Annotated in this window: 19 protein-coding genes and 1 tRNA gene; 13 read left to right on the forward strand and 7 right to left on the reverse strand. The window is 71.3% G+C overall.

Annotated elements, in window-relative coordinates; translation table 11 throughout:
- Positions 1 to 159: 159 nt before the first annotated feature.
- Positions 160 to 234 (reverse strand) — tRNA-Gln (locus ACZ5LB_RS04825).
- 41 nt (positions 235 to 275) lie between these two features.
- Entirely contained in the window at positions 276 to 635 is a 360-nt protein-coding gene (locus tag ACZ5LB_RS04830; protein ID WP_464604988.1) for a septation protein SpoVG family protein, read from the reverse strand.
- 108 nt (positions 636 to 743) lie between these two features.
- Here ACZ5LB_RS04830 and ACZ5LB_RS04835 point away from each other — a divergent pair, with 108 nt between their 5' ends.
- The 3 genes from ACZ5LB_RS04835 (at position 744) to ACZ5LB_RS04845 (ending at position 4,933) form a co-directional block, all read left to right on the forward strand.
- Complete coding sequence (locus ACZ5LB_RS04835; RefSeq protein ID WP_464604989.1) at positions 744 to 1,745, forward strand: KpsF/GutQ family sugar-phosphate isomerase; 1,002 nt, start codon at positions 744 to 746, stop codon at positions 1,743 to 1,745.
- Between the two features lie 72 nt (positions 1,746 to 1,817).
- On the forward strand, positions 1,818 to 4,040 hold the full coding sequence (locus tag ACZ5LB_RS04840; RefSeq protein WP_464604990.1) for an LptF/LptG family permease: 2,223 nt from the start codon (positions 1,818 to 1,820) through the stop codon (positions 4,038 to 4,040).
- Positions 4,037 to 4,933: a 4Fe-4S binding protein gene (locus ACZ5LB_RS04845; protein WP_464604992.1), complete on the forward strand. Its 897-nt coding sequence runs from the start codon at positions 4,037 to 4,039 to the stop codon at positions 4,931 to 4,933. Before ACZ5LB_RS04840 ends, ACZ5LB_RS04845 begins: the two co-directional genes overlap by 4 nt.
- A gap of 1 nt (position 4,934) precedes the next feature.
- On the opposite strand, the gene ACZ5LB_RS04850 is transcribed toward ACZ5LB_RS04845, so the two are convergent.
- Together ACZ5LB_RS04850 and ACZ5LB_RS04855 are read right to left on the reverse strand one after the other, a co-directional pair.
- Positions 4,935 to 5,408, reverse strand: a complete 474-nt coding sequence (locus tag ACZ5LB_RS04850; protein WP_464604993.1) for a VOC family protein — start codon at positions 5,406 to 5,408, stop codon at positions 4,935 to 4,937.
- A 66-nt stretch (positions 5,409 to 5,474) separates the two neighbouring features.
- Positions 5,475 to 6,191, reverse strand: a complete 717-nt coding sequence (locus ACZ5LB_RS04855; RefSeq protein ID WP_464604994.1) for an SPOR domain-containing protein — start codon at positions 6,189 to 6,191, stop codon at positions 5,475 to 5,477.
- A 284-nt stretch (positions 6,192 to 6,475) separates the two neighbouring features.
- Between ACZ5LB_RS04855 and ACZ5LB_RS04860 the strand changes: the two genes are divergently transcribed.
- The 6 genes from ACZ5LB_RS04860 to ACZ5LB_RS04885 all read left to right on the forward strand — a co-directional run bounded on the left by ACZ5LB_RS04860 (position 6,476) and on the right by ACZ5LB_RS04885 (position 12,747).
- Positions 6,476 to 7,030, forward strand: coding sequence for a DUF4402 domain-containing protein (locus tag ACZ5LB_RS04860; RefSeq protein WP_464604995.1), 555 nt, complete (start codon positions 6,476 to 6,478; stop codon positions 7,028 to 7,030).
- A gap of 4 nt (positions 7,031 to 7,034) precedes the next feature.
- Positions 7,035 to 7,865 (forward strand): fimbrial biogenesis chaperone, encoded by an 831-nt coding sequence (locus ACZ5LB_RS04865; RefSeq protein WP_464604997.1) that lies wholly within the window; start codon positions 7,035 to 7,037, stop codon positions 7,863 to 7,865.
- 9 nt (positions 7,866 to 7,874) lie between these two features.
- Positions 7,875 to 10,706 carry a hypothetical protein gene (locus ACZ5LB_RS04870; protein WP_464604998.1) on the forward strand — a complete coding sequence of 944 codons (2,832 nt, stop codon included), beginning with the start codon at positions 7,875 to 7,877 and terminating at the stop codon, positions 10,704 to 10,706.
- A complete protein-coding gene (locus ACZ5LB_RS04875) occupies positions 10,703 to 11,566 on the forward strand; it encodes a DUF4402 domain-containing protein (RefSeq protein WP_464605000.1) in 864 nt (287 codons plus the stop codon). Before ACZ5LB_RS04870 ends, ACZ5LB_RS04875 begins: the two co-directional genes overlap by 4 nt.
- Positions 11,567 to 11,698: 132 nt before the next feature.
- Positions 11,699 to 12,388, forward strand: coding sequence for a hemerythrin domain-containing protein (locus tag ACZ5LB_RS04880; RefSeq protein ID WP_464605001.1), 690 nt, complete (start codon positions 11,699 to 11,701; stop codon positions 12,386 to 12,388).
- An 86-nt stretch (positions 12,389 to 12,474) separates the two neighbouring features.
- Positions 12,475 to 12,747, forward strand: coding sequence for an Ada metal-binding domain-containing protein (locus ACZ5LB_RS04885; protein ID WP_464605003.1), 273 nt, complete (start codon positions 12,475 to 12,477; stop codon positions 12,745 to 12,747).
- A gap of 2 nt (positions 12,748 to 12,749) precedes the next feature.
- Here ACZ5LB_RS04885 and ACZ5LB_RS04890 read toward each other — a convergent pair whose 3' ends face one another.
- Genes ACZ5LB_RS04890 through ACZ5LB_RS04900 form a run of 3 tightly spaced genes read right to left on the reverse strand, consistent with a single transcriptional unit; the run spans position 12,750 to position 20,239 of the window.
- Positions 12,750 to 15,443, reverse strand: coding sequence for a protein kinase domain-containing protein (locus ACZ5LB_RS04890; RefSeq protein WP_464605005.1), 2,694 nt, complete (start codon positions 15,441 to 15,443; stop codon positions 12,750 to 12,752).
- Positions 15,444 to 15,447: 4 nt separating this feature from the next.
- On the reverse strand, positions 15,448 to 18,102 hold the full coding sequence (locus ACZ5LB_RS04895) for a protein kinase domain-containing protein (protein ID WP_464605006.1): 2,655 nt from the start codon (positions 18,100 to 18,102) through the stop codon (positions 15,448 to 15,450).
- A gap of 7 nt (positions 18,103 to 18,109) precedes the next feature.
- Positions 18,110 to 20,239, reverse strand: coding sequence for a serine/threonine-protein kinase (locus ACZ5LB_RS04900; RefSeq protein WP_464605007.1), 2,130 nt, complete (start codon positions 20,237 to 20,239; stop codon positions 18,110 to 18,112).
- A 224-nt stretch (positions 20,240 to 20,463) separates the two neighbouring features.
- On the opposite strand from ACZ5LB_RS04900, the gene mnmA reads away from it, so the two are divergent.
- From mnmA to ACZ5LB_RS04920, 4 genes are read left to right on the forward strand one after another with little or no spacing between them, the layout of a single operon-like run.
- Entirely contained in the window at positions 20,464 to 21,525 is a 1,062-nt protein-coding gene (gene mnmA, locus ACZ5LB_RS04905) for a tRNA 2-thiouridine(34) synthase MnmA (RefSeq protein ID WP_464606277.1), read from the forward strand.
- Between the two features lie 43 nt (positions 21,526 to 21,568).
- Positions 21,569 to 24,067, forward strand: coding sequence for a ligand-binding sensor domain-containing protein (locus ACZ5LB_RS04910; protein ID WP_464605008.1), 2,499 nt, complete (start codon positions 21,569 to 21,571; stop codon positions 24,065 to 24,067).
- Between the two features lie 31 nt (positions 24,068 to 24,098).
- The gene (gene trxB, locus ACZ5LB_RS04915; RefSeq protein ID WP_464606279.1) at positions 24,099 to 25,073 is read left to right on the forward strand and encodes a thioredoxin-disulfide reductase; all 975 of its coding nucleotides are present in this window, start codon (positions 24,099 to 24,101) and stop codon (positions 25,071 to 25,073) included.
- A 25-nt stretch (positions 25,074 to 25,098) separates the two neighbouring features.
- A complete protein-coding gene (locus tag ACZ5LB_RS04920) occupies positions 25,099 to 26,442 on the forward strand; it encodes a diguanylate cyclase (protein ID WP_464605009.1) in 1,344 nt (447 codons plus the stop codon).
- The last annotated feature ends 2 nt before the right edge of the window (positions 26,443 to 26,444 follow it).

Here is a 26,444-nt window from a genome sequence, read left to right on the forward strand (position 1 = left end):
GAGGCGCCGAAGACGCCGAGGATCGCCGACGAAAGAAGAAGATCTTTTCTCGGCGAACCCCGGCGCCCGCGCAGGGAGCGCCCGCCTTGCCCTACCTTCGCGCCATTGGCGATTCGAATCCATCCTCCCCGACGCAAACGGGCCCCAGGGGGGCCCGTTTGGTTGGGGAGGAAGGATTCGAACCCTCGATAGGCAGGATCAAAACCTGCTGCCTTACCACTTGGCGACTCCCCAGGTGAAGTGGATTCTAGCGTGGGCGGGGGGTGCGGGTCCAGTCAGGGGTTGGCTTTGGGGGTGAACCCGAACTCCTCCACGCCCAGGAGGTCGGCCCGGACGGTGGTGGTTTCGCCCTCTTCGATGCGGGAAATGGTGCGGTTTCCGGTGGCGGCCTCGTAGGCCAGGAGGACCTTGCGTTCGATGAACTCCTTGGCCTCGGGGTTCAGGGGGTAGGCGATGTCCTTGAAGGAGCCGTCGCGCTTGCGCTTGCTGGGCATGGTGACGTAGTAGCCCTCTTCGTTCTCCATGACCCGCAGGTCGCCCACGAGGAAGCAATCGTCCAGGACCATCCCCGCGAAGGCACGGAGTTTCTCGTCTCCGTCCACCTTGTTGATCCGCACTTCGGTGATGTTGAGCATGGCGCACCTTCCTCAGACCTCCAGTCTACCTGGGTTTGCGCCCATCGTGGGCCTCCCGGCCGCGCCCTGCTACCATGGGGCGATGTGCGAGAACGCAAGGAGGGCAGGGTGACGCAACGTTCCGGTTCATCCCAGACCGGGCCCCAGGCCCCGTCCCTGGCGGCGTTGCACGTCATCACCGCCACCCGCCGGGCCATGGAGGCCCTGGAGGCCCGCTGGGATCCCGCGCGCCTGGAGTCCTTCACGGACCACCTGGCGGGACGCCAGGGACGGCTCGTGCTCACGGGAGTCGGCAAGTCCGGCCTCATCGCCCAGAAGATCTCCGCCACCCTCGCCTCCACCGGGTGCCCCAGCTTCTACATCCATCCCACCGACGCCCTCCACGGGGACCTGGGCATGATCACCGCCCAGGACACCGTGCTCATCCTCAGCAACAGCGGCGAGACCGAGGAGGTGCTCAAGCTCCTGCCGAGCCTCCTGCGCCTGGGCGTGGGCATCGCGTCCATCACCTCCAACGGGGAGAGCCGCCTGGCGACGGCTTCGGGCTGGTGCTTCACCTATGAACTGCCGGACGGGGAAGGGTGCCCCCTGAATTTCGCCCCCATGGCTTCCACGACCCTCCAGCTCCTGTGGGGCGATCTGCTGGCCGCCTACTTCATGACCCGCACCGGGTTCACCCTCGAGCGCTTCGCCCAGTTGCACCCCGCCGGAAACCTGGGGGCCCGGCTGCTGAAAACCCGGGACCTCATGCACGCCGACTTCCCGCGGGTGGCCAAGGACGCCTCCCTGGTGGACGCCCTGGCGGCCATGACCGGCGGCAAGCTGGGCATGACCACGGTCATGGACGGGGAGCGCCTGATGGGGATCATCAGCGACGGGGACATCCGCCGCGCCCTGGAAAAGGCCCAGCGCCAGAACCTCAATCCGCTGGACCTGTCGGCCCAGGCGATCATGACCGCCAACCCCGTGGCCGTCGCCCCGGACACCCTCGCCCAGGAAGCCGCCCGGATCCTGGAATCCCGGAAGATCACCTTCCTGGTGGTGAAGGATGGGATCCAGGCGGCCGGCATCCTCCACATCCACGATCTCCTGGGCGCCAAGGTCATCTAGCGGCGAGAACGTTTCTCAACTTCACCGGTCTGGGTCCAAGGTTACATAATATACATTATCGAAAGTTAGATCGTGCGCTCGACAATCGGCAAATACCTCCTGAAAAGCTGGACCTGGCCCTTCCTGGGAGCCCTCGTGTTCTACGGCGGGCTGCTCATGGCCTACGAGGTCGTGGGGCTGTCCAAGGAGATCTTCTCCATGGGCGCGCCCTTCCGGTGGGTGGTGCCCCTGCTCCTGCTCAGCGTCCCGGACAACCTGGGCATGGTGCTGCCCATGGCCGCGGTGCTGGGGGGACTCATGGGCATGCAGCACCTGTCCGAGGGTTCCGAGATGGTGGCCGCCCAAGGGTTGGGCGTAGGCATGCGGGCCATCGTGAAGCCCTGGCTCCTCCTGGCTGGGATCCTCCTGGCGGTGGCCACCTTCAACGCCCACGTCGTGGTGCCCTGGGCCAACGGCACCCAGCGCATCGCCCAGGCCAACATGATCGAGGAGGCCCGCACCCGGTTCCTCCGTCCCGGATCCCCCCCCTGGTTTCCCAGCACCTCCCCGGGCGATGCCGTGTGGATGGCGCCGGATGGCCAGGTTCACCTCATGGAGGTCAATCGGGAGGGCGTGCAGCACCTGGTGGCCCGGTCCCTGCTCTGGGGACCCGGCGACAAGGGACTTGAGAAGACAAATATTAATCTAAAAATGATTGATCTTAATGGCTGCGTCTACCACCGCAAGGACGGCGGGATCGTGCACATCCAGGAAAAGGAACATGTGTACGCCATCAAGGTTCCGGAGGTCCCCAAGCTGCTCCATGCGACCAGCGCGCGGTTCCGGTCCACCCGGGACCTGCTGGATAACCCCGGCGTCGAGGCTTCCGTGGAACTGACCCGGCGGTTCACCCTTCCCATCGCTTCCTGCGCCCTGCTCCTGCTGGGCATCGCCCTGGGACTGGGGCACCCGCGATTCCAGCGCGGGGGCGCCATCCTGAAGAGCCTCGGGGTGATCCTGCTCTACTATTTGATCCTTAAGTACTTTGAAAGCCAAATTATATACGCGAAATCCGAACTACTCTTTCCGCGGCTGGCCCTGGTGGCCCTGCCCTGGATCTTCCTGGGGGCGGGGATCATCCTGCTCAGGCGGAAGTTGAGGCCCCACCATTCCAATCGCCTTGTGCAGCTGCTGCCGGTGAAGGCGGTCACCCGCCTGGAAGAGATGCGCCACCAGGGCTCGGAAGTCTGTCTAGGTTTTGTTTCCAAGTATTTGAAAACAGCCGTTTCATGGGTTTCGTCGCTGCGGAAGCGGCAGCCCCGGCGGGAGATCCTGGCCGCCTGGACGGCGGGACTCTGGTGGAGGAACTGGGGCGGCGTCATGGGGACCTTCCTGGCCCTGAGCCTGCTCATCGAATATGCGACCCTGGCCGGCGACCTGGCCCACAACCATGTCTCGATCCTCGTCTTCCTTAAATACTGGGCCTGGAATCTGCCGCCCTTCCTGTCGGTGGTGCTTCCCCTGGCGTTCCTCCTGGGGGGCGTGCTGGCCCTTTCGGATGCCGCGGTCTCCCGGGAGTGGGTGGCCCTGCGGGCGGGCGGAACCAGTCTGGCCCAGTGGTGCCGGGCGGGCTTCAAGGCCTGGGGGAGCGTGCTGGTGCTGACCCTGGTGCTGCAGACCTTCCTGGCGCCCTTCGCCTATCGCCGGGCGGACCCCCTCTACCGCCAGATCCTGGGGCGCCCCGCCCGCTCGGCCACCAGCAAGCCTTGGCTCTACCTCGGCTCCACCGGGGTCGTGTGGTTCCTGGACGGTTCGGCCCGCTGGGGTTTTCCCCTCAAGGCCCCCGGGGAGGCCTTCATCCTGCTCAAGTGGCGGATGGGGGACGTGCAGTCCGAGGGCCTTCCCTGGGGCGGCATGGCCTTCGAGGAGGGTCCCCAGGCCTCCCGCCTCTTCCCCAGCCGGGCCCTGCGGGACGCGGCTTCGGCGGACAGCGCGGCGACCCTGGACCTCTTCCAGTGGCAGCGCTGGGCACCGGATCCTGAAAGAGCGACACTGATTTGGAGCCGGATCCTCAACTGGCTTGCGGGACCCTGCCTCCTCTTCGCCATGCTTCCCTACGCCTTCCCTTCGCCTCGGGGCGGACGGGGGGCGGCCCTGGGCTACAGCCTGGTGGCGGGCCTCGTGTTCATGGGCCTGCAGGCGCTGTTCAGCGGCGCGGCCAAGGCGGGGGACCTGCCCTCGGCCTGGGGCGTCCTGTGCCCCATGCTCCTCCTGTTCGGGTTCGGGCTGCTGCGCCTGAACCGGCTCCGCACATGAGCGCCCGCCGGCATAAGGCCCGGCGCTCCGTGCAGATCCTGGTCCTCTTCCTGGGGACCCTGGTGCCCTGGCTGGGGGTTTTCCGCCTGGACATGCCGGGGGCGCAGGTGGTGTACCTGGGCACATCCTATCCCCTGGAGTGGCCGTACGTGCTGGGGATGATCATCCCCTTCCTGGTGGTGGTGTGGATCCTGGCGCTGCTTTCCTACCTCAAGGGACGGGTGTTCTGCGGGTGGGCCTGCCCGTACGGGAGCCTGGTGGAGTTCTTCGAAGGGATCCGCACGGCGGCCGGGTGGGGCTCCAACCGGCTGGTGGCGGCGTGGATGAGGCGATCCCCCCTGCACCGCCTGGGCCTGAGGGCAGGGGCCCTGGCCACCCTGGTCGCGGCCCCGCTCCTCCTGGGCGCCAGCCTGGCTGCCTACCTCTATCCCCCCGCCCGGATCCTCCGGGAACTCTCTACGCCCCTGGACCTGGGCAACCGGGGCCAGGTGGTGCTGTGGGCGTGGATGGCCCTCGTCCTGGCTTCCAGCTGGCTGGCGGGTTTCCTGGTGCGCTTCCACTTCTGCCGCATGGTCTGCATCTACGGCATGGGCCAGGCCATGGCGGCCTCCGCCGCGGACCCGGCCAAGGTGCTCCGCCCGCGCTTCCGGCCCGGGGACCTGGGCGCCTGCGGCTCGTGCCAGGCCTGCCTGAAGGCGTGCTTCGTGGAGGTGGACCCCCGGGCCAAGGACCTCCACCTGGGTTTCTCCGCCGGCTGCTTCAACTGCGGGGACTGCGTGGACGTGTGCGAGACGGTGCAGGCGCACAAGGGGCGCCCTTCCCTGCTCACCTTCGAGCGCCCCGAAACGCCCCGGAAGCCCGTCAGGCGCGAGGATCCCGGGGAATCCTGGTAGCTCACGCGCCGCGGTAGGCCCGCTCCAGGACGGCCAGGTCCAGCTTCTTCATCTTCCAGACCGCCTGGACCATGCGCTGCACGGCGGCGGCGTCCCCGCTGGTCATCATGGCCGCCAGGGACCGGGGGACGATCTGCCAGGACAGCCCGTAGCGGTCCGTGACCCAGCCGCACTCCACCTCCTGGCCCCCTTCCGAAAGCAGGGCCCAGTACCGGTCGATCTCCTCCTGGGTGTCGCAGTTCACCATGAAGGAGACCGCCGGGGAGAACGTGAAGGCGGGGCCGCCGTTGAGGCCCATGAAGGTCTGGCCGTTGACGGTGAAGTGCACGGTCATGACCGTGCCGGCGGGGCTGGGGGCGTTCTCGCCGTAGTGGGTGATGCCGAGGATCCGGCCGTCCTCGAAGACGGACACGTAGAAGCGCGCGGCCTCCTCGGCCTTGCCGTCGAACCAGAGGCAGGGGGTGATCTTCTCCATGGGGACTCCTTGGAAAGCCCTCAAGGGTAGTCAAGGCGGGCCGGCGATTCAAGCCCCGGGCAGGATTCAGGGCTGTGCGCGCGACCGCTTCCGGCGAGGTTCCCCGGCCGGCTCGTCGCCCCGGTCCACGTAGGGCTTGAGCCCCAGGCCGGCGAGCCGCGGCTGGAGTTCCTGGAGGCGGGCCTTGGCGGCGTGGGGCGTGGCGAAGGGGCCGAGGCGGACGCGCTGGAGGGTGCGGCGGGGATCCCGGGGGTCGGGCACGGCCGAAAGCGTGGTCGCAAGGCCCGCGGCCCGCCGCAGGTCCTCCTGGAGGCGGGCGATGCCCTCGGGGAGGGACAGGGCGGCGAACTGGATCCAGATGGAACCTGCCTGGGGGACGAGCGATGGCGTGGGCGCCGGCACGGGCGGAGGAGCGAGGCGGACCGGTGCGGGCGGTGGAACGGTGTGCACCGGCGGGGGCGGCGCGATCGGTGCGGGCGCCGGTTCATCGGGAAGCACGTCCACCACCACGGGCAGGGTCTGGCCGCCCCACACGTTGACGGCGCTGAGCCAGAAGGTGGTGCGGCCGATGAGGGGGTGGCTGATGGAACCCTTGGCGGGAAGTTCCACGCCCAGGGGATGGAGCTTCACGCGGTCCGTGCCGGTGGCGGTCCACGCAAGCGTCACCGGGCTGCCGCGCCGCACGGCGGCGGGCATGGCCGTGAAGGCCTCGATCCGGGCGGGTTCGTCGGCCAGAAGGATGCCCAGGGCGGCGCTCAGCAGGATCGGGACACGGGGGTTCATCGGCGGGCGAGGGCTCCTGGAAGCGGGGTAATACTCAGCCCATCCAGTGGGATAAATCAATCTTTTTTCTTTTCGGGGCGCACAGGTCACCTTCCGGGCCGCACCGGACGGCGTAGTCTTTCAGCCGATCAAGGTTGAAAAAAGCGTTATGAAACCTTTGTAGCGCCTGCGCCAAGTATCAGGTGCTGACACCCACAGGCTGGACCGCCTGGAGGGCACCCAACATCTTTTAGCCGGCTCAATCCCGAGCCGCCCGCAGCGTTCTGCGGATCCGGAGGCCCACCGTGCCGAAACGAATTCTTGCCCTATGCATCCTGGCGGCTCCGGCCGCCCTCCTTGCCTACGATACCAGCATCACCGTGGAGGCCCGTGCCACCATCGTGCCTTTCGCCCACCTCCAGGAACTCCAGGCCATGGACTTTGGAGCGATCGTGCCAGCCCCTGCGCCCGCACCCGGAACGGGGGCCACCCCCCAACTCGCCGCGCTTCGCCCCTATTCGGCGCGGAACCTGACCGGCACCGCGCTGCGGCCAGGCCCCGGGGGCAACGCCGGCTCCAGCGCCCATTTCCGGTTCACGGGCCCCGCCAACCAGGGGTTCCGGGTCCGCGCCATTCCACCGTTTCGGGTCACCAACCTCACGAATCCCACGCATTCCATGGTCGTGGTCGTGGATGACATGCGGGCCGCTGGCACCGGAAATGATGTGAACCTGGGTTCGAACATCCCGAATACAAACGGGCTCAGGGAATTCCAATTGGGGTCTAGCCTGGCCGTGGCGCCCGGGCAGGCTTTCGGCGTCTATTCGGGTCGCTACACCGTGACCGTGGATTACGACTAGACCCATGCGAGCCAAGCTTCTCTTCATGCTGCCCGCCCTCTGGGCCCTTCCGCTTCCGGCGGAAGGGCCCCGGGCCCAGGCACCGCCGATGATCGGCGGCAGCCTCATGCTCGCCCCCACGCGCCTGGTTCTCGAAGGCCGGGAGCGGTCATCCGAGGTGATGGTGATCAACGGCGGAGACCGGCCGGCGACGTTCCGCCTTTCCGTGACCAACCTCGAGATGGGTGAAGACGGACAAATGACGTCCCTGGAGGGTCCCCCGGGTGACCACAGCGCGCAGCCCCTCATCCGCTTCGCGCCCCGGCAGGTGACCCTGGCCCCGGGAGCCTCCCAGTCGGTGCGGATCCAGATCCGGAAACCCGAGCACCTGGCGCCGGGGGAATACCGCTGCCACCTCCTCTTCCAGGGCGTGCCCCAGGCGATGGCCGCCGCTGCGGAACCCCAGGAGGGCGCCGGGATCTCCGTGAGCATCCAGGCGGTGTGCGGCCTGACGATGCCGCTGATCGTGCGGCACGGGGCGACGCAGGCTCGCGCCACCCTCGAGCGGCTGCGCCTCGTGGCGGGGGGGGAGCGCCCCCAGGCCACCCTCGAGATCCACCGGGAGGGGAACCGCTCGACCTTCGGGGATCTGGTGGCCACCTGGACCCCCACGGGCGGCAAGGCCGCTCCGGTGGGTCGAATCAACGGCCTGGCTGTCTACCGGGGCCTTGCCATGCGCAGGGTGACCGTGGAACTGGACCCGCCCCGGGCTCTCGCCGGGGGCACCCTCAAGGTCGCCTACGTGGAGCACGGCGGAACGAAGGTCCTGGCGGAAACCCGCTTGACCCTGCCCTGAGGACGTAAGATGCGACTCAATGACCTGGCCCTGGCGGGCCTTCTCGCGTGGCCGGGCCAAGGCCAGGTCCCGCCCGGCCGCCTGGAATCGGCGGAGGACCGGCTCCTGCTTCTGGCCCTCAAGGCGGGGCCGGTGGACGTGCGGGACAGCCTGCCGGCCTACACCGACGGGGCCGGCTCCTGCCGGCTGCCGCTGGCAGGCCTCAGCCGTGCCCTGGGCCTGGGCATCCGGGTGGAAGGCGCAAGGGCCTGGGGGCACGTGCGCAACCCAGGCCAGACCTTCGCGCTGGACCTGGACGCGGGCACGGTTCGGACGGGCGGCAAGACCCTGGCCGTGGACCGGTCGCGCACGGAGTGCCTGGACGAAGACATCTACGTGGCCATCCCCCTCCTGGAGGCGTGGCTGGACCTGGAAATCAAGGTGGATCCTTCCCGGGCCGTCGCGGAGGTGACGTCCCGCGAAGAGCTTCCCGTGCAGGTGCAGTGGGACCTGGACCGCAAGGCGCACCTGCTGGGGCTGCGCAAGGAGGCCCCGGCCGAAGAGGCCCTGCCCCGGATCGCTTCGCCCTACGCCCTGTGGGACCCCCCCTTCCTCAACCAGACCCTGGACGCGAGGCTGGACCGGGGGAGGAAGGGGGACCTGTCGGGGTCCACGTTCCTGGCGGGGGACCTCCTTCACATGACCTCGACCTTCCACTTCACCAGCACCGGGCAGGACCCGGTGGGGAACGTCCGGGGGGCGCTGGCGCGCCGGGATCCCGAGGGTGGCCTGCTGGGGCCCCTGGGAGCCACCGTGGTGGAACTCGGCGATATCCACGTGGAACCGCTGGCCCTGGTCGGAGGGACGCCCACGGGACGGGGGGTTCACGTGGGCAACGGCCTGGACCGCTGGCAGGGGCAGAGAGAACGCACCACCTTCCGGGGCGACCTGCTGCCGGGCTGGGCCGTGGAACTCTACCAGGACGGGGGCCTCCTCCGCTTTCAGCGTTCCCGGACGGACGGGGTTTACGTGTTCGACGAGGTTCCCCTCCGATTCGGGCTGAACCTTTTCCGGCTGGTCTTCCATGGGCCCCAGGGCGAGCGCCGGGAGGAGACGCGGCGCTTCGACCTCCGCCAGCCCCTCACGCCGCGGGGCGCCTTCCGGTATCAGGCCGCGGCCCTCCGCCCGGGCCCAGGCATCGCCCGGTACCAGGGGGAGTTTGCCTACGGCCTGCACCGCCACATGGACCTGACGGTGGGTGCGGCCCAGGTGGCCTCGGGCGCGGACACACAGCGCTTCGGCCTGGTGACCCTCCAGGGGTACCTGCCGGGGTTCACCTTCACCGGCGGCGCCGCGAGGGATCTGGCGGGCGGCACGGCCCTGACGGGGAGCCTGGGAACCGGTTGGGGCCCGCACGCCCTGACCCTCCAGCACACCTGGCTGCAGGGCTTCGCCAGCCCCGCGTTCCGTCCATCGCACGGGGCCATCCGGTCCCGCTCCCGGGGCCAACTGGACCTCGCCCTGCCCTTCCACTTGACGCTGGAAGGGTCGCGGGACGCGTTGGCCTCGGGAGGGCACATCAACCGGATTTCGGCCCTGGTGCTGGGGCAGACGCGCGGGTGGAGCCTCACCAACAGGGTTTCCCTGGACCGGGGCCCGGGGCTGGACGACGCCCACGGCGCCTTTCGCCTGGGACGGGCGTGGAGTGGGGTCGTCCTGCGGGGGGAGGCGGAATACGGCATGGATGCCGGACGGTCACGGCTACGGACGCTGGGTTTCCAGGCGGATACCGGGTGGTGGCGTCCGTGGACCGTCCAGTTGGGCTGGCAGCGCATCCTGGCCGGCGGTGAGAACCGGTTCAGCCTCCAGGCGAACCGGTTCCAGGGCCGGATGGGGCTGAGCACACGGGCGGAAGTGGGGCGCTCCACCGGCTATTCCGTCGGCATCGGGCTCCAGGTCTCCCTGGGGTGGGAGCCCCGCACGCGGCGGTGGCTTCCCTCGGCTTCGCCCATGGCCTTCGGTGGGGCCGTCTCGGCCGTGAGCCATCGCGAGGGTGGCGCTCCGGCCCCCCTGGAAGGCGTCTCCCTTAAGATCGACGGCACCCCCGTGCCTGGCCTGTCCGCCCCGGCGGGGGTGATCTTCCAGCCCTTCCTGGGCTGGGGGCGGCCGGTGTCCGTGGCCCTGAACCCCGCGAGCATCGAGGACCCCTTCCTGAAAGCCCGGCATCCGGGGTTCTCCCTGGTGCCCCGCCCGGGCAAGACGGTGCTGCTGGACTTCCCCCTGATCGTGAGCGGGGAAGTCAACGGCACCGCCTGCCTCCTGGATCCCGATGGCGCCAGGCCCTTGCCGGGCCTGACGCTGGAACTGGTGGATGCCCAGGGCGGAGTCCAGCAGGCGTCCGTTTCCGCCTTCGACGGTTTCTTTGAAATGACCGGACTGGTCCCGGGCACGTACCTCCTGCGGGTAGCCGAACGGGAGGCCTCCCGGCTGGGCATCATCCTGCCGCCCTCGCGCACGCTCACGCTCACCGGCGACGAACCCCTTCTGGAAGGCATTTCCATGAGGGCCGTTCCGCTCCCACCGGAGGAACCTCCGACCGGACTCGATCCTTGGCCAGGCCCCACCGGACAAACCGCCCCGGCCAGGCCGGAGCCCAGCCCCCACCTGCGGAAAAGGGCCACGCGCATCCAGGCCCGGCCCCCGCGGCTGGAACCCGCAACCCCCAAGGCCCCGGCGGCCCCGGACGCGCGGCCCCGCTCCCGGTGGGCGCTGACGACCCTCCCGTTCCTGGCGATCCCCTTCGGGGCTTTCACCTTCCACTGGCTCAGGCGGCTGAGGCGCCGCTCCGGAGGCACGTCATGACCTGGAAACCGCTGGCCCTGATCCTTGCCGCACCTTGCCTGGGCGCCCCGCCCAGCGAGGTTCTGCGGGCGGAATCGGTCGAGGACCTGGATTTCGGCGCCCTCGTGACCCGCGCCGAACCCGGAGGCACCACCCTCTCGCCCCTGGGCGGGGTACACGCCTGGGGCGGGCTGAGCCGGGGCCCAGGCCTGCCCCGTCCCGGCCGGCTGATCCTGAAAGGGCCCGCCGGCGCAACCTACACCGTTCGGTTCAGCCCGGCCGCCGTCCGCGGAGGCGCCGCGCCATCCGGAATTTCGGCACTCCACGCCCCGGGAGGTGTCTTCGATGGAGCTGGCAACGCGGTCATCCCGGTGGGCGCAACCCTGGTGAAGCCCGCCGGCGCCCCGGCCGGGGCGGAGCCCCTGGTGTGGGTGACGGTGGAGTCGCCGGCCGCGAACCCCGTGACGGTGGCCCTTCCGGTCAGGGTCCGGTTCATGGCGGCCCTGCAGGCCACGGTGGAAAGAGCCCTGGATTTCGGCGCCATCCTCGCGCCCGAGGCGGATGCGGCCGTTTGGCTGGAGCCCGGAGGGCGGAGGGTGTCCGAGGGCAAGCTGTCCCTGGGCGCCCGGAGCGGCCATGCGGCACGTTTCCGGATCCATGGGGAGCCGGGCGCCCCCTTCTCGGTCCTCCTCCCCCCTCGCCTGCGCCTGGAGGGGCCCGGCGCGCCGCTGCATGGAATGGCGTTCGTGGCGGATCCGGTCCGGGGGCTCCTGGTGGGTGGCCGGGCCTGGGTGGGGGTCGGGGCGACCTTGAAGGTGCCGGCGGGCCAGAAACCTGGCGCCTACCGGGGAACGTTCGTGGTGAGCTTTGCCTACGAGTGAGCGGGTGCCGCACCGGGCCGGGTTTGTGGAGTAAGAAAATTTTAAGGAGACGTGAACCTATTCTTCAGTTTTTCCAAGGGCCTCCACGCCGTAGCTTGGTTGTGGGACTTTCCTGACCCATCGGAGGCAATCATGAGCAGCGACGCCAATTCCAAATCCACCCCGGCGGGCCGGTTCGACGGCTACGCGGATATCCACAAGGCCCTGCGGGCCTTCATGGGCGACACCCTCGCCAAGGTGGGACGCCTGGACCTGGACGACGCGGCCGAGTCGGCCGCCGTCCTGGGCCAGGCCGCCGACCTCCTGCGGCTGTGCCGGACCCACCTGGAGCACGAGAACGATTTCATCCACACCGCCATGGAGGCCCGCGCGCCGGGATCGACCCGGTCGTTCGCCGAGGACCACGAGCATCACGAGCGCTCCATCCGGGGGCTCGAGGCCGACCTGGCCGCCGCGGCCACCGGTGGCGAGGCGGCGGCAGCCCGGCTCTACCGGGGCCTGGCGGTTTTCGTGGCGGAGAACCTGGAGCACATGGACCGGGAGGAGATCGAGAACAACGCCGTGCTCTGGGCCGCCTACACGGACGAGGAGCTGATCGCCATCGAGAAGGCCCTGGTGGCGTCCGTGAAGCCCGATGAGATGGCCCTGGCCCTCACCTGGATGATCCCGGCGCTCACCCCCCGCGAACGCGCCGCCAAGCTCTCGGGGATCCGGGCCGGGGCGCCGGAGCCGGCCTTCCTGAAGGTGCTGGACCTGGTGCGCCCGGCGCTGGGGGGGACGGGCTGGGAGAAGCTGAAGCGGGACCTGGCCCTGGCGGTTTGACGGGTCCGGGCTTGATCCTTTGGCTGGCAATTCCCGGCGAAGGGGGGCATCATGTGCGCCGCAAACCACCTTCAAGGAGAATGCCCATGAAGCTCTTCGCTGCCGCCCTCCTGCTCGTCGCCGCCTCGGCCTTCGCCCAGGCCCCCGCCACCAAGAAGCCCGCCCCCGCCCCGGCCCCCAAGGCCGAAGCCAAGCCCGCGGCCGCCACCGGCTTCGTGGCCAACAAGGCGTCCATGGTCTATCACAAGGCCGACTGCGCCGTGGGCGCCAAGATCAAGGCGGAGAACAAGGTCACCCTGGCCACCAAGGCCGACGCGGACAAGGGCGGCTACAAGCCCTGCAAGGTCTGCAAGCCGTAGGTTCAGGGCCGGAGGCCGTCCACCACATAGAGGTCGCTGAACCGGCTTTCGCAGCCGAGCACGAAGGCTCCGTCCCGGGGTTCCGCGAGGAGGGTTGCGGTACGCCCATGGCCGGGCACGCCGTGGGGGGCGAAGGTCGCCAGCGGCGTGCGCCGGGCGTTGCGCAGGTCCAGGGTGAAGAGGGTCACGGCCGGGTCCTGGCCGCTCCGGACGATCAGCGACCGGCCGCCGGCGTCCCAGGCCACGGGCCGCTCGCCGAGGGCCAGGCCGGGGACGGGCCGGGGTTCGCCCCCCGCCATGGGTAGGATGACCCAGTCCCGGCCATTGCCGGACACCAGGCATTGGGTGCCGTCCGGGGAGACCTGGGGGCCGCCCGGGAACGCGCCGCCCAGGCCCGCGGGGGTCAGGATGACCGGCGGACCCCCGGCACGGTCCAGCAGGACCCAGCCCACCGGTCCCCAGGCCAGGTGGGCCAGGATGTGGCGCCCATCCGCGAGCAGCTGGGCCCCGCGGCCGGTGGCGGAAAAGCCCGCGGGCACGGGCACCGCGAAGGGACGCCCGATGCGGGTGGGCACGAACAGGAGGTACTTCGCCCGGGCTTCGGGATCCCCGGCGGCCTTCGCAGGCAGTCCCGCCGAGCGGTAGGCCTCGGCCCAGGCGGGATCCAGGGGGCCGGCACCCAGGGCGCGGGTGTCCACGGGAACCCAGCGGCCGTCCGGGGACAGGGCTCCGGGCCGGCCGGGGCCCAGGGCCAGCAGCGGTCCGCCCCCGGCGCTGCGCAAAAAGAACCGGTCCCCCCGGGTGCCCCCGCCGGGGCTCGGGGATTCCAGCAGAAGCACGTCCTGGCCCGCCAATCCCAGGACCTGGGTGCTCCCCTGGACGGACAGGTCCCGGGCGGGGCCACCCCCCGGGTCCAGGGCCAGCACGGAACGGCGCACATGCTGCTGGGCCAGCAGGAGCCGCCCGCCGGGGCCCACGTCCAGCAGCTGCAACTCCCCCTGCCCCCGCCAGACGGTGCGCCGGCCTCCGCCCAGGGTGAGGGTCCACACCTCGGTCTGGTCGCCGTCGCGTTGGGAGCCCCACAGGCTCTCGTCCCCCCAGGCCAGCCCCGTGATGGCGCCGTCGGGGCCCTCGCCGTCCCGGGCCAGGAGGGTCCGGCGGCTCCCGTCCCGGTCGAACACGGCCACCTCGGCGCGGCCCCGGGCGGGGTCCCCGTCCACCAGCGCCAGGTGGGCGCCGGCCCGGTCCAGGGCCAGGTGCGAAAGGGTCCGGGTGGCGGCGTCGCATTCCACCAGGGGCCGGCCCCGGGGGAACTCCAGGCGGCAGGTGCCGGCCGGCGTCAGGGTGAGGGTGGCCAGACCCTCGCCGTCCCACACGGCTTCGGCCACGTCGGCTCCCTCCTCCCGGGGGATGCCTCCGGATTCCCCGCCCACGGCCAGGGTGCCCGCGACGCCCGGGGCGCCGGCGGGCCGGGGACCCCGGATGAACGCCAGTTGGCCGCGGGCGGAGACGTCGGCCAGAAGGGCATCCCGGAGGCCCAGGGAGCGGAGCGCCTCGGCCGCCGGGTCCCAGGCCAGGACCTCCGGCGGCGTGCCGTCCCCGCGCAGGGACAAGAAGACCGTGCGTCCGTCGGGCCCGAAGCGGGCGGTTTCGATGGCGCCGGCCGGCAGGTCCAGGCGCCGGAAGACCGGTGGGGGCCCGGACCGGCCGCCCAGGGCCCAGGTGATGAGCCCCACGCCCAGCAGGCCCCCGGCCGCGGGCCAGGCCAGGCGGAGCATCTGCCTTCGCAGATCCGAGCCGGCCAGGAGCGGTTCCTCCGCCGCGAAGGAGGCGTCCTCCAGGGCGAAGGCGATGTCTCCGGCGCTGCGGAAACGCCGGGAGGGCGCCTTCTCCAGGCAGTGGACCAGGATCCGGCGGAACCCGGGGGGCAGCGCCTCCAGGCCGGGCGAGATCTCCGAGGTGCGCTCCCGGAGGATCGCCGCCATGGTCTCGGCGGGGGTGTTCCGGCCGAAGGCCCGGCGGCCGGTGAACAGCTCGAACAGCACGGCCCCCAGGCTGAAGATGTCGCTGCGGGCATCCACCCGCTCTCCCCGCAGCTGCTCCGGGCTCATGTAGCCGAGGGTGCCCAGGACCGTGCCTTCCCCGGTTAGGGGAGGCGCCGGGGTGGCGGACCGGGACAGGGAGAACAGGCTCATGAGGGGGCTCGCGCTCCGGCGCGGCACCTGCCGGGCCAGCCCGAAGTCCAGGATCTTGAGGACGCCTTCGGTGGTGATCCATAAATTGCTTGGCTTGAGGTCCCGGTGCACCAGGCCCTTCTCGTGGGCGGCGGCCAGGCCCCGGGCCATCTGCGCCCCCAGGTCCACGGCCCGGCGCAGGGGAACCGGGCCGGACTCCAGGCGGTGGGACAGGGTTTCGCCTTCCAGGAGTTCGGTGACGAGGTAGGCGAAGGGGCCCCGGGTTTCGAATTCGTAGATGCGCAGGATGTTGGGGTGGTTGAGCGCGGCGGCCGCCCGGGCCTCCCGTTCGAAGCGCGCCAGGGCCTCGGGGCTGCGTTCCCGGTGGTCCAGGAGGAGCTTGATGGCCACGAACCGGCCCAGGCGGGGATCCCGGGCCTTGTAGACCTTCCCCATGCCGCCCGAGCCCAGGGGGTTGAGGATCTCATAAGGGCCGAGAAGGGTGCCGGGCGCCAGGAACATGGACTCAGGGGGAGGCCAGACCGTCGACGAGGTAGAGCTCGCTGAGGTTCTTGCGGTAGGACAGGACCAGGACCCGGCCATCGGCGGACATGCTCACCTCCGGGCAGCCCTGGTAGCCCGCGGGGTCGGGGATGTTGAAGTCCAGCACCGGTTTCCGGGCCCCTGTTGCCAGGTCCAGGCGGCTGATGGCCACGGGTGTCTGGGCGAAGCCGGTGCGCACGAAGACCGCGCCGTCGTCCGTGCTCCACCCCACGATACGTTCGCCCGGTTGGATGCCCCGGATGGGCACGAGGGGGCCGCCGGCCAGATTCGCCACGAACCAGGCGCGCCCGTCCTGGGAAAGGATGAACCGAGTGCCGCCGTTGGAAAGGGGGTACACGGTGGCGAAATTCGCCCAGTTGCCCTGGGACGCCAGGGGGACCGGAGGGGCGCCCCGCCGGTCCAGGACCACCCACAGGGCCTGGTCCCCGTGCTGGACGTGGGCCACCACCCGCTGCCCGTCGGGGAGCAGGTAGCCGGCGCCGGCGATGGATTCATAGCCCTTGGGGATGGCGATGGCGAAGGGACGGCCGAGTCCCGTGGGCACGAAGACTAGGAAGCGGGAGCGCGCCTTGAGGTCGTCCAGGCTCCCGGCGGGCAGGCCCGCCTCCTCCAGGGCGCGGACCCAGGCGGGATCCAGCTTTCCGGCCGGCTGGGGCCCCAGGACCAGGTTCACCCAGCGGCCATCCCGGGACAGGGAATCCCCGAAGCCGGCGCCCAGGGTCAGGGGCGGTCCGCCGTCCGGCGAACGCAGGTAGGTGCGGTCGTCCACCGTGCCCCCGTCCATGATGGGGGATTCCGACAGGAGCACCTGGCGGCCGTCCGCGCTCAGACCCCGCACCTGGCTGCGCCCCTGGAGGGAAATTTCCCGCGGGGCTCCGGACGCCCCGGCCCGGAGGGCGTAGGCGCCCCGGCGAACCGTCTGGGTGGCCAGCAGGGCCCGTCCCTCGGGCGACACGTCCAGGAGCTGCAGGTTGCCCAGGCTGCGCCAGAGGATGCGCCGCTTTCCCGCCAGGGAGAGCGCCCAGATCAGCGTCTGGTCCCCCTGGACCTCGGACCCCCACAGCTCGCGGCCGGGGCCCCAGGCCAGACCGGTGATGGTCACGCCCAGGCTGTCTTCCGCCTTGGTGAAGAGAACCTTGCGCACCCCCTTCCGGTCGAACACGCACACGTCGGAAACGGACCGGGCGTAGTCCCCGTCCACGCACGCCAGCAGCTTGGCGTCCCGGGAGAGGGCGAGGTGCCGCAGGGCCCGGGGGGGATCGTTGTAGGTGGCCAGGGGCTTGCCCACCGGGAATTCCAGCTGGAACTGCAGGAGCCCTTCCAGGGTGCCCAGGGTCGCCAGGCCCGCCCCGTCCCACACGGCCTCGGCGACCCCCTCCCGCAGGGCGCGCTGGGCGCCGCCGCCCCCGGGAACCTGGGTCAGGGTGCCCAGGAAGAGCCCATCCAGGGTGAAGCGGGGGTGCTTGAGGACGGCCAGTTCGTCGGTGGACGAGACGGCCAGGAGCATGGCGTCGGAAAGGCCCAGGGCCTTGGGTTCCGTGCTGCGGGGGTCGCACACGTAGACGTCGGGCGGCGCGCCGCCCACGCGCATGGAGAAGTACACGGTCCGGCCGTCGGAACCGAAGCGGGCCGCTTCGATGGTGCCCACTTCGTAGGTCAGCCGCTGGAAGGTGGGCGGTTTCCGGGGCCCCGGACGCAGGAACCAGAGGCCGGTGGCCCCGGCCAGGAGGAGGCCCAGGGCCAGGGCGGCGGGGCGCCACGCCACGGGGCGCCGGGCGGCCACCACGGGTTCGGTGGTGCCCAGGGAGAGGTTCTCCAGGGCGAAGGCCAGGTTCTGGGCATCGTGGAAGCGCCGGGCGGGCACCTTCTCCAGGCAGTGGTCCAGGATGCGGCGCAGGGCGGGCGAGAGGGGGCGGTCCCCCGGCTCGGGTTCCTCCTGGAGGATGGCCGCCAGGGTGTCCGCGGACGTGGACCGCACGAAGGCCCGGCGGCCCGTGAGCATCTCGAAGAACACCACCCCGAAGCTGAAGATGTCGGTGCGGGCGTCCACCTCCTCGCCCCGCACCTGTTCGGGGCTCATGTAGCCCGGGGTGCCCAGCACCGCGCCCTCGTGGGTGATGGAGGGCCCCTCGTCCGCGCGGGCCTGGCGGGCCAGGCCGAAGTCCAGGATCTTCAGGCGGCCGTCCTTGGTGATCCAGAGGTTGCCCGGGGTCAGGTCCCGGTGGATGACCCCCTTCTCGTGGGCGGCGGCGAGTCCCTGGGCCATCTGGATGGCCAGGCCGGTGGCCTGGCGTGAGGGAAGCGGTCCCCGGGCCAGGCGCGCCTGGAGGGATTCGCCCTCCAGGAGCTCCATCACCACGAAGCGCACCTCGCCTTCGGTGGCGAAGTCGTAGATGGCCATGATGTTGGGGTGGTTCAGCGCCGCGATGGCCTTGGCCTCCCGGTCGAACCGCGCCAGGGCCCGGGGATCCCCGTCCAGGTGCCCCGGCAGCACCTTGACGGCCACGAAGCGGTCCAGGCGGGTGTCCCTGGCCTTGTACACCTCCCCCATGCCCCCCGCACCCAGGGGGCCGACGATTTCGTAGGGGCCCAGGCGGGCGCCGCGGGTCAGTTCCATGGCTCGATCATTTCGAAAGGCCCTCCACACGGTACAGTTCGGTGAGCGTGGCCCGGTAGGCCAGGGCCACGGCTTGGCCGCCGGGCGAAACGACGATTTCCTGGGCCTCCACGAACCCGGCCGGATCCCCAGGGGAAAGGGACGCCAGGAGCGTCCGCCCGGCGGTGGCGAGCCGCACGCGGGTGACGGTCAGGGGCAGGCGGGTGGCGGCCGAGCCCACGTAGGCCGAGCCCCCGTCCGCGCTCCACCCCACCACCCGCTCGCCGGGAAGGAGGCCCGGGACCCGCCCGGGCCGCGCGGGCGCTTCGGTCCCTTTCCCGCCGGTCCCCGGGGGTTCGTCCGAGATCGCCGGGCGCCCCTCGGTGTCAAGACCCCCCAGCCGGGCCCGGGCCCGGAGGGGCAGCTCCCGGGACGGGCCGCCGCCGGGCCCCCACGCCAGGATGCCCCGGCGCAAATTCTGCTGGGCCAGGAGGGCGGTGCCCCCGGGGGCCACGTCCAGCAGCTGGAGGCAGCCCTGGCTGCGCCAGAGCACCCGGGCGCGCCCGCCGGGCGTCAGGGCCCGGAGGACGGTCTGGTCCCCTTCCCGCTCGGAGATCCACAGGTCGCCGCCGGGCCCCCAGGCCAGCCCGGTCATGGGGCTGCGGCCGTCCTCCCAGGCCCGGGTGAGGAGAACCTTGCGGCCGCCCATGCGGTCATGGATCGCCACGTCCGTGGCGGCGCGCCCGGCATCCGCGTCCAAGCAGGCCAGCAGGTCATGGTCCCGGGACACGGCGATGGCGCCGACCTCACGGTTGGCGGGGTTCCAGGACGCGGCCAGGCGGCCCTCGGGAAATTCGAGGCGCCCCAGGGTTTCCGGCGAGGCCACCGTCGCCAGCCCGGCTCCGTCCCAGCGGGCCTCGGCCACGTTCTCCCGCACCACCCGGGGCAGCCCCCCGCCCCCGGGGACCCGGAGGAGGGTGCCCAGGCCTCCCGGCCGGGGCTCCTGGAGCAGGGCCAGTTCGTCAGTGGGCGACACGTCCAGGAGCCGCGCGTCGTCCAGGCCCAGGGGCTTGGGTTCGCTGCCGCGGGGGTCCAGGACGAAGATCCCCGGAGGGTTTCCGGCCACGCGCATGCTGAAGTACACCGTCCGGCCGTCGGCTCCGAACCGCGCCGCGTCCACGGTGCCCGCCGTGAAGACCAGGCGGTGGAAGACCGGCGCCGCGGCCGTCCGGGGGCCCAGGACCAGGCCCAGGGCCCCCAGCACCGGCAGGAGGCCGGCCGCGGCCGCCAGGGCGGTGCGGCGCCGGTTGCCCGGAGCCAGGGGGGCGGCGAGAACGGAGGGGCCCAGGGAGAGATTGCCCAGGGCGAAGGCCAGGTCCTGGGCGTCCCGGAAGCGCCGGGCGGGCTCCTTCTCCAGGCAGTGGTCCAGGATGCGCCGAAGGGCGGGCAACAGGGGAGCGTCCGGCTCCCCGGGCTCTTCCTGGAGGATCGCGGCGAGGGTCCCTTCGGCAGTGGGACGGGCGAAGGCGGAGCGGCCCGTGAGCATCCAGAAGAACACGGCGCCGAAGCTGAAGATGTCGCTGCGGGCGTCCACGCGGTCACCGCGCGCCTGCTCCGGGCTGAGGCAGGCGAGATCCTCCGCCGGCCGGGAAAGGTCCGGCGGCGTCCGGGGAGCCCACCCGAAGTCCAGGATGCGCAGCGAGCCGTCCTTGCCGATCCACAGGCGGGCCGGGGAGAGCCCGCGGTGGATCACGCCTTTCTCGTGGGCGGCGGCGAGGCCCCGGGCCAGCTGGACGGCCAGTTCGGCGGCCACGCGCGGCGCCAGGGGCCCCTGCGCGATCCGGGCCAGGAGCGTCTCCCCCGCCATGCGCTCCAGGACGACGAAGGGCGGCTCGTCCTGGAACCGCCGGTCGAGGAGCGGGGGGAGGCCGGGATGGCCGAGGGTGGCCAGGGCCTCGGCCTCCGCCTCGAAGCGGGCCAGGGCGCGGGGATCCCGGGCCAGGTGGTCCGGCAGGATCCGGACCACCACGGAACGGCCGTCGCGCGCATCCCGGGCGAGGAAGGCCCGGCCACCCGCCCCCAAGGGGCTGACAAGCTCGTAGGGACCGGTCCGGGGTCCAGGGTGGATGGGCGGGGTGGGCATTCTGGCGGACAGCATAGGGCAGTTTTCGGGAATTGAAAGTCATTCTCAACTTGGTTGAAAACGGCAAGATCCTTCAGGGGGGCGCCCTGGCCGGGCCCCGGGCTGGAAATCATCTACAATGGAGGTTCGAAAGGGGGGTCTTCCCCGTGGGTGGCGAGTCTTCCCTTCTGCTTGATCATGCGCTGGCGTGTCTCCGGGCCCATCCGGGCCTCGCGGAGGGCGACCGGGTGCTGGCGGCCATGTCGGGCGGCATCGACAGCTCGGTCATGGCCGCCCTGCTCCACCGGGGCGGGTTCGAGGTGGTGGGCGTCTCCATGCAGCTCTTCGACAAGACCCGGGGCGGCACCCGGCCCGAGACCGAGGGCAAGTGCTGCACCCTCGATGATTTCCAGGACGCGAGACGGGTGGCCTTCCAGGCGGGGTTCCCCCACTACGTGCTGGACCTGGAAGGGCCCTTCAAAGCCACGGTCATCGACCCCTTCGTGCGCGGCTACCTTGCGGGGGAAACCCCCAGCCCTTGCATACGTTGCAACCAGCACCTCAAGTTCCGCGCGCTGCTGGACGCGGCGGCGGAAATGGGTTGCGGCTTCGTGGCCACGGGACACTACGCGCGCATCACCCGGGACGCAGCGGGCTATCACCTCCTCAAGGCCACGGACCCCCAGAAGGACCAGAGCTACTTCCTCTTCACCCACGACCAGGCCTCCCTGGCGCGCACCCTGTTCCCCCTGGCGGGCTTCACCAAGGTGGAGGTGCGCCAGTTGGCCCGGGACCTGGGCCTGCACCTGGCGGAAAAGGCCGAAAGCCAGGAGATCTGCTTCATCCCCGAGCGCTACGACCGCTACATCGAGGAGGAGGGGCTGGCCCCGGCGCGGGGGGGCGACGGCCCCATCCGGCACGTGGACGGCCGGGTGCTGGGCACCCACGGGGGCTACTGGCGGTTCACGGTGGGCCAGCGCAAGGGGATCGGCGTGGCCTTCCACGCACCGCTGTTCGTGATCCGCGTGGATCCCGCCACGGACACGGTGTGGGTGGGCGAGGAGGACCGGCTCCTGGAGACGGCGTTCACCGTCCGGGAGGTGTCCTGGTGCGGCGAGACGCCGGAAGGCCAGCTGGCCTGCCGGGTGCGCATCCGTTCCCGGGGGGCGGAGGCCGACGCCCAGGTGCGGCCCCTGGGGGACGGCCGGGCCCGGGTCCTCTTCCGGGAGCCCCAGCGCGCCATCGCTCCGGGGCAGGCGGCCGTCTTCTACCTGGGAGACGAGGTCCTCGGCGGAGGCTGGATCGAGCCCCCGGCCGTGTGATAATGCTCTCATGGCGAGGTGGGTTCGGGTTCTGAGTGTGCTAGTGGCCTGCGTGGCCTCGGCGTCCGCCGGGGCCCCGGAGCCGGGCCGCCGGCCCTTCGTCATGGTGGGCACGGACCAGGGCCTCTCCTCGGGCGCCGTGGTGTGCATGGCCCAGGACCAGGACGGCTTCCTCTGGATGGGTTCGGAGAACGGACTGCTGCGCTACGAGGGCGGGCAGAGCCGCCAGTGGAGCGCCGAGGACGGCCTGCCGTCGGCCTCGGTGGGCCGGCTCCTGGCGTGCCCCGACGGCGGCGTGTGGGTGGGCACGCTCCGGGGACTGGTGCGCTTCCGGAACGGTCGTTTCGAAAAGATCACCCTCGACGGGCAGCCCCAGGGCAACGCCATTTCCGACATGACCCTGGACCGCCGGGGCCGCCTCTGGGCCTACACCTCCAGCGGCCTCATCCGCCAGAAGGAGGGCCTGGCCTTCGCCACCGTGCCCTGGAAGGAGCCCGACACCCTCCATTGCGTGGTCGCCGGAATGCGCTCGGGATCGGTCTACGCGGCCGGCCAGCGCGGCATCCAGGAGTTCCGGGAGGACGGCTCCGTCCAGGCCTGGGGCCCCGACCAGGGGCTGCCGCCCAAGGGCCCCCTGCTGGTGGCCGAGGACGGCAAGGGCCGCCTGTGGGCCGGCTCGGGTGCGCAGCTGCTGGTGAAGGGCCCGGGGGACCCGGTGTTCCAGGACGCCTCCGGCCGCCTTTCCGCGAGCATCTCCCCCAACGGCCAGGCCTTCCTGGACCGGGACGGATCGGTGTGGATCCCCACCCAGAACGGCGCCCAGCAGATCGACGGCGAGCTCCTGGACACGGCGCGGGGCCTGCCCTTCCGCTGGGTGAGGGGCCTGTTCCGGGACCGGGAGGGGGCGCTCTGGGTGATGGGGCCGGGCCTCGCCCACATGCTGGGCCGGGGACGGGTGCTGAACCATCCCCTCACCCGCGGGGATTCGGGCGCCGTGGTTTGGTTCATGGTGCGCGACCTCCAGGGGCGCATGATCGCCGCCACCGACGACGGGGCGGTGCGCATGGAGGGGCCGGTCCCGGTGGCGATCCCCGGCACGGAGGGCATGCGCATCAAGGGCATGGCCCTGGACGGCGCCGGCACCCTCTGGATGGTCAATACCCGCGGGCCCACGCTCCGGTTGCGCCCGGGGCGCACCCGGGCCGAGGTGGCGCCCCTGGGCGACCTGGGCTACGGGGCCAACAGCGTCTTCACCGACGCCGGCGGCACCGTATGGATCGGCGGGGTGGGCCAGGGCCTCCTGCGCCTGGACCCGTCCACCGGCAGGCTCGTGGTCGAGGTGGGGCCGGCCTTCCTGGGAGCCGCCCAGCTGGGGGTCTACGAGATCCATGAGGATTCCCGGGGCGGCCTCTGGGCCGGCTGCGACGGGGGGGTGCTCCAGCGACCCCGGGGCGGCGCGTGGACCTTCCATGCGGGCAACCCCGGTTCCCGGGTGCGGGGCATGGCCCTGCTCCCCGACGGCACCGCCTGGATCCATTACGAGGAGCCCCTGGGCATCGCCCGGGTGCGCCCCGCCGGCGGGACCCTCCAGGTGCTCGAGCGGCGCACCAAGGGCTGGGGCCTGCCCAGCAACATGGTCTATGCGGTGCGCCTGGACGGCCACGGGCGCATCTGGGTGTCCACGGACAAGGGCCTGGACCGCGTCGAACCGGCCCTGCACGTGGGCCGGCGGGACGGGATGGTGAACGAGGACTGTTCCATCAGCGCCCTCCGGGTGGAAAGGGGCCTCGTGTGGGTGGGCACCTCCGGCGGCCTCGTGCGCTTCGACAGCACCGGGGCCGAGGCCCCCAGCCAGGTGCCGCGGGCCTTCGTGATGCGGCTGGCCTACGGCAACCGCGTCCTGGAACCCCCCTTCGGCCAGGTGGATCCCCTGCCCTACGACCAGGCGACGGTGGATTTCCAGGTGGCCTCGCCCAGCTACCTCAACGAGCAGGACGTGCGGTTCCAGGCGCGGCTCCTGGGGCTGGAGGATGGCTGGCGCGACCTGGACGGGCGGCGGGTGCACTTCCCGGCCCTGAGGGGCGGGCGCTACCGGTTCGAGGTGCGGGCCGCCCTGGGCCAGGGGCCCTTCGGTCCCCCGGAGGGCGTGGCGTTCCGGGTGACGCCCCCCTGGTGGCGGACGGGCTGGGTCTACGCCCTGGCCCTCCTCTCGGGCTCCACGGCCGTGGCGGGCATCGTCCGTGCGCGGGGCGCCGCGCTGCGCCGGCGGAGCGAAGCCCTGGAGGCCCTGGTGGCCATGCGCACCCGGGAGCTCAGCCTGCGCAACGCCGAGCTGAGCGAGGCCCTGGGCAACGTCAAGCAGCTCTCGGGACTCCTCCCCATCTGCGCCCATTGCAAAAAGATCCGGGACGACCAGGGCTACTGGAACCAGCTTGAGCAGTACCTGTCCAAGCACGCGGAGGTGGGCTTCTCGCACGGAATCTGCCCCGAATGCGCCGCCGAGCAGTTTCCGGAGTTCCGGCGGAAGCCCGGCGGGGCCTGATAGACTGGTACCCTCACGATCCTTTGCGGAGCTGCGCGTGTCCCACCACAAGATCATCATCATCGGAACGGGCCCGGCCGGGTATACGGCGGCCATCTATGCGTCCAGGGCCAATCTGGCCCCGCTGGTCTTCGAGGGCGCCCAGCCCGGAGGCCAGCTCACCATCACCACCGAGGTGGAGAATTTCCCGGGCTTCCGCGACGGCGTCATGGGGCCCGCGCTCATGGACGAGATGCGCGCCCAGGCCGAGCGGTTCGGCACGGTGATCAAGGCCGAGACCGTGCTCAAGGCCGATCTGTCCGCCCGGCCCCGGAAGCTCACCACGGACCAGGGGGAGTACACCTGCGACGCCCTCATCATCGCCACCGGCGCCAGCGCCAAGTGGATGGGCATCCGCAAGGACGAGGAGCTCAGCCGCACCGGCGGCGGGGTATCGGCCTGCGCCACCTGCGACGGCTTCTTCTTCCGCGGCAAGGAGATCGCCGTGGTGGGCGGCGGCGACACCGCCCTCGAGGAGGCCACCTTCCTCACCAAGTTCGCCTCCAAGGTCACCCTCATCCACCGCCGGGACCGGCTGCGGGCCTCCAAGGCCATGCAGGAGCGGGCCATGCGCAACGAGAAGATCACCTTCAAGTGGAACGCGGTCGTGGAGGACATCGTCACCCGGGACCAGGCCCTGCCCACCGGCGAGCTCATCCCCAAGGTCTCCGTCCTCAAGCTCAAAGACACCGTGACCGGCGCCAGCGAGGACCTGCCCGTGGAGGGCCTCTTCGTGGCCATCGGGCACCAGCCCAACACCAGCCTCTTCACCGGACAGCTGCCCATGACCGAGGCGGGCTACCTGGACGTGGAGCCCGGCTCCACCCGCACCCCCGTCCCGGGGGTCTTCGCCTGCGGGGACGTGCAGGACCACCAGTACCGCCAGGCCGTCACGGCCGCGGGTTCGGGCTGCATGGCCGCCATCGACGCGGAACGCTGGCTTTCGGAGAACGGCCTGGCCGAGTGAAAGGGATCGAACCCAAACCAACCCCATGGACATCCTAGCCATCACACGACACCAAGGACTGGTCGAAGCGCTGCGTACCGCCTTCGGCTCCGCGGGGCGTCGGGTGGAGCGGATCGAGGATCCCCTGGAGGCCCTGGCGCTGGAGGCCTGGAACCGGGCCCGCCTGATCCTGGTGGACGCCGAGGCGGACCCCATGGACGGCTACCGGCTCTGCGGGCTCCTGCGGGGCGAGTCCCGCATGCTCTTCCGCAACCTGCCGATCTTCCTGGTGCTGGACCACCTCCCCACCGAGGCCGACCGGGAGGCGCTGGCCGCCGCGGACGGCGACGGGTTCGTGGAGGTCGACAGCGGCGTGCACCGGCTCCAGCACACCCTGGGCCCGCTCCTGGAAGGAACCGCCATCCGCAACGGGGGTGAGCCCGTCCCCGTCCTGGCCGTGGGCCTCGACCCGGAAACCGCCGGCTGGATCGGGGAGGCGGTGGAACCCTTCGGACTCGAGCTGCGGGCCTGCGGCCGCCCCGATCTGGAGACGGCCCTGGCCGAGGCGGTTCCGCCCCTGCTCTTCCTGGGGGTGGACGCCAGGGGGGAGGAGGCCCTGGAGGTGCTGCGGCGGCTGGATGCGGCCCCCCAGTCCCCCTACGTCATCCTGGTGGGCGGCGCGGTGTCCGAATCCACCCAGCGCAAGCTCCTGAGCGCCGGGGCCCGGGACTGGATCCCCCTGCCCCTTTCCGGCCCCCTGCTGCAGCTGGGCTGCCGCCGCGCGCTGGAGTGGGTGCACGTGAAGCGGCTGAAGCTGGAGTACCAGCACCAGCTGCGGGACATGGCCGAGCGCCGGGGCGCCCTGGAGCGGGAGGCCAGCACCCTGCGCAGCGAAGTCCTCACCGATCCCCTCACCGAACTCCTCAACCGCCGTGCCTTCAGCCAGCACCTGGAACACGCCCTGAGCCAGTGGGAGCGCAACCGTCGGCCCTTCGTGCTCATCCTGGGCGACCTGGACTACTTCAAGCTCACCAACGACCGCTTCGGGCACCTGGCGGGGGACGCGGTCCTCAAGGCCGTGGGCCAGCGCATCCGGTCCGGCCTCCGCCGCAGCGACCTGGCCTTCCGCATCGGGGGCGAGGAATTCGCCATCCTGCTCATGGAAACGAGCCTTCGCGCCGGCACCGAGGTGGCGGAAAAGATCCGCGAGCGCATCGAGGCCGCGCCCCTGAAGGTGGATTCCGGCCAGACGGTCTTCCCCACCATGAGCTTCGGCGTGGGCGCGCCCGACGGGGAGGACACCGGGCAGCTCTTCCTGCGGGTGGACGAGGCGCTGTACCTGGCCAAGCACAAGGGCCGGAACCGCGTCGAGGTCATGGGCGCCGTCTGACC

Source organism: Mesoterricola sp. MK458 (assembly GCF_055384935.1).

Bases quoted from the DNA above. Each gene is read 5' to 3' on its own strand.
- ACZ5LB_RS04830 (WP_464604988.1), bottom strand. From the start codon at position 635: ATGCTCAACATCACCGAAGTGCGGATCAACAAGGTGGACGGAGACGAG.
- ACZ5LB_RS04845 (WP_464604992.1), top strand. From the start codon at position 4,037: ATGAGCGCCCGCCGGCATAAGGCCCGGCGCTCCGTGCAGATCCTGGTC.
- ACZ5LB_RS04850 (WP_464604993.1), bottom strand. From the start codon at position 5,408: ATGGAGAAGATCACCCCCTGCCTCTGGTTCGACGGCAAGGCCGAGGAG.
- ACZ5LB_RS04855 (WP_464604994.1), bottom strand. From the start codon at position 6,191: ATGAACCCCCGTGTCCCGATCCTGCTGAGCGCCGCCCTGGGCATCCTT.
- ACZ5LB_RS04865 (WP_464604997.1), top strand. From the start codon at position 7,035: ATGCGAGCCAAGCTTCTCTTCATGCTGCCCGCCCTCTGGGCCCTTCCG.
- ACZ5LB_RS04870 (WP_464604998.1), top strand. From the start codon at position 7,875: ATGCGACTCAATGACCTGGCCCTGGCGGGCCTTCTCGCGTGGCCGGGC.
- ACZ5LB_RS04875 (WP_464605000.1), top strand. From the start codon at position 10,703: ATGACCTGGAAACCGCTGGCCCTGATCCTTGCCGCACCTTGCCTGGGC.
- ACZ5LB_RS04880 (WP_464605001.1), top strand. From the start codon at position 11,699: ATGAGCAGCGACGCCAATTCCAAATCCACCCCGGCGGGCCGGTTCGAC.
- ACZ5LB_RS04885 (WP_464605003.1), top strand. From the start codon at position 12,475: ATGAAGCTCTTCGCTGCCGCCCTCCTGCTCGTCGCCGCCTCGGCCTTC.
- ACZ5LB_RS04890 (WP_464605005.1), bottom strand. From the start codon at position 15,443: ATGTTCCTGGCGCCCGGCACCCTTCTCGGCCCTTATGAGATCCTCAAC.
- ACZ5LB_RS04895 (WP_464605006.1), bottom strand. From the start codon at position 18,102: ATGGAACTGACCCGCGGCGCCCGCCTGGGCCCCTACGAAATCGTCGGC.
- ACZ5LB_RS04900 (WP_464605007.1), bottom strand. From the start codon at position 20,239: ATGCTGTCCGCCAGAATGCCCACCCCGCCCATCCACCCTGGACCCCGG.
- mnmA (WP_464606277.1), top strand. From the start codon at position 20,464: ATGTCGGGCGGCATCGACAGCTCGGTCATGGCCGCCCTGCTCCACCGG.
- ACZ5LB_RS04920 (WP_464605009.1), top strand. From the start codon at position 25,099: ATGGACATCCTAGCCATCACACGACACCAAGGACTGGTCGAAGCGCTG.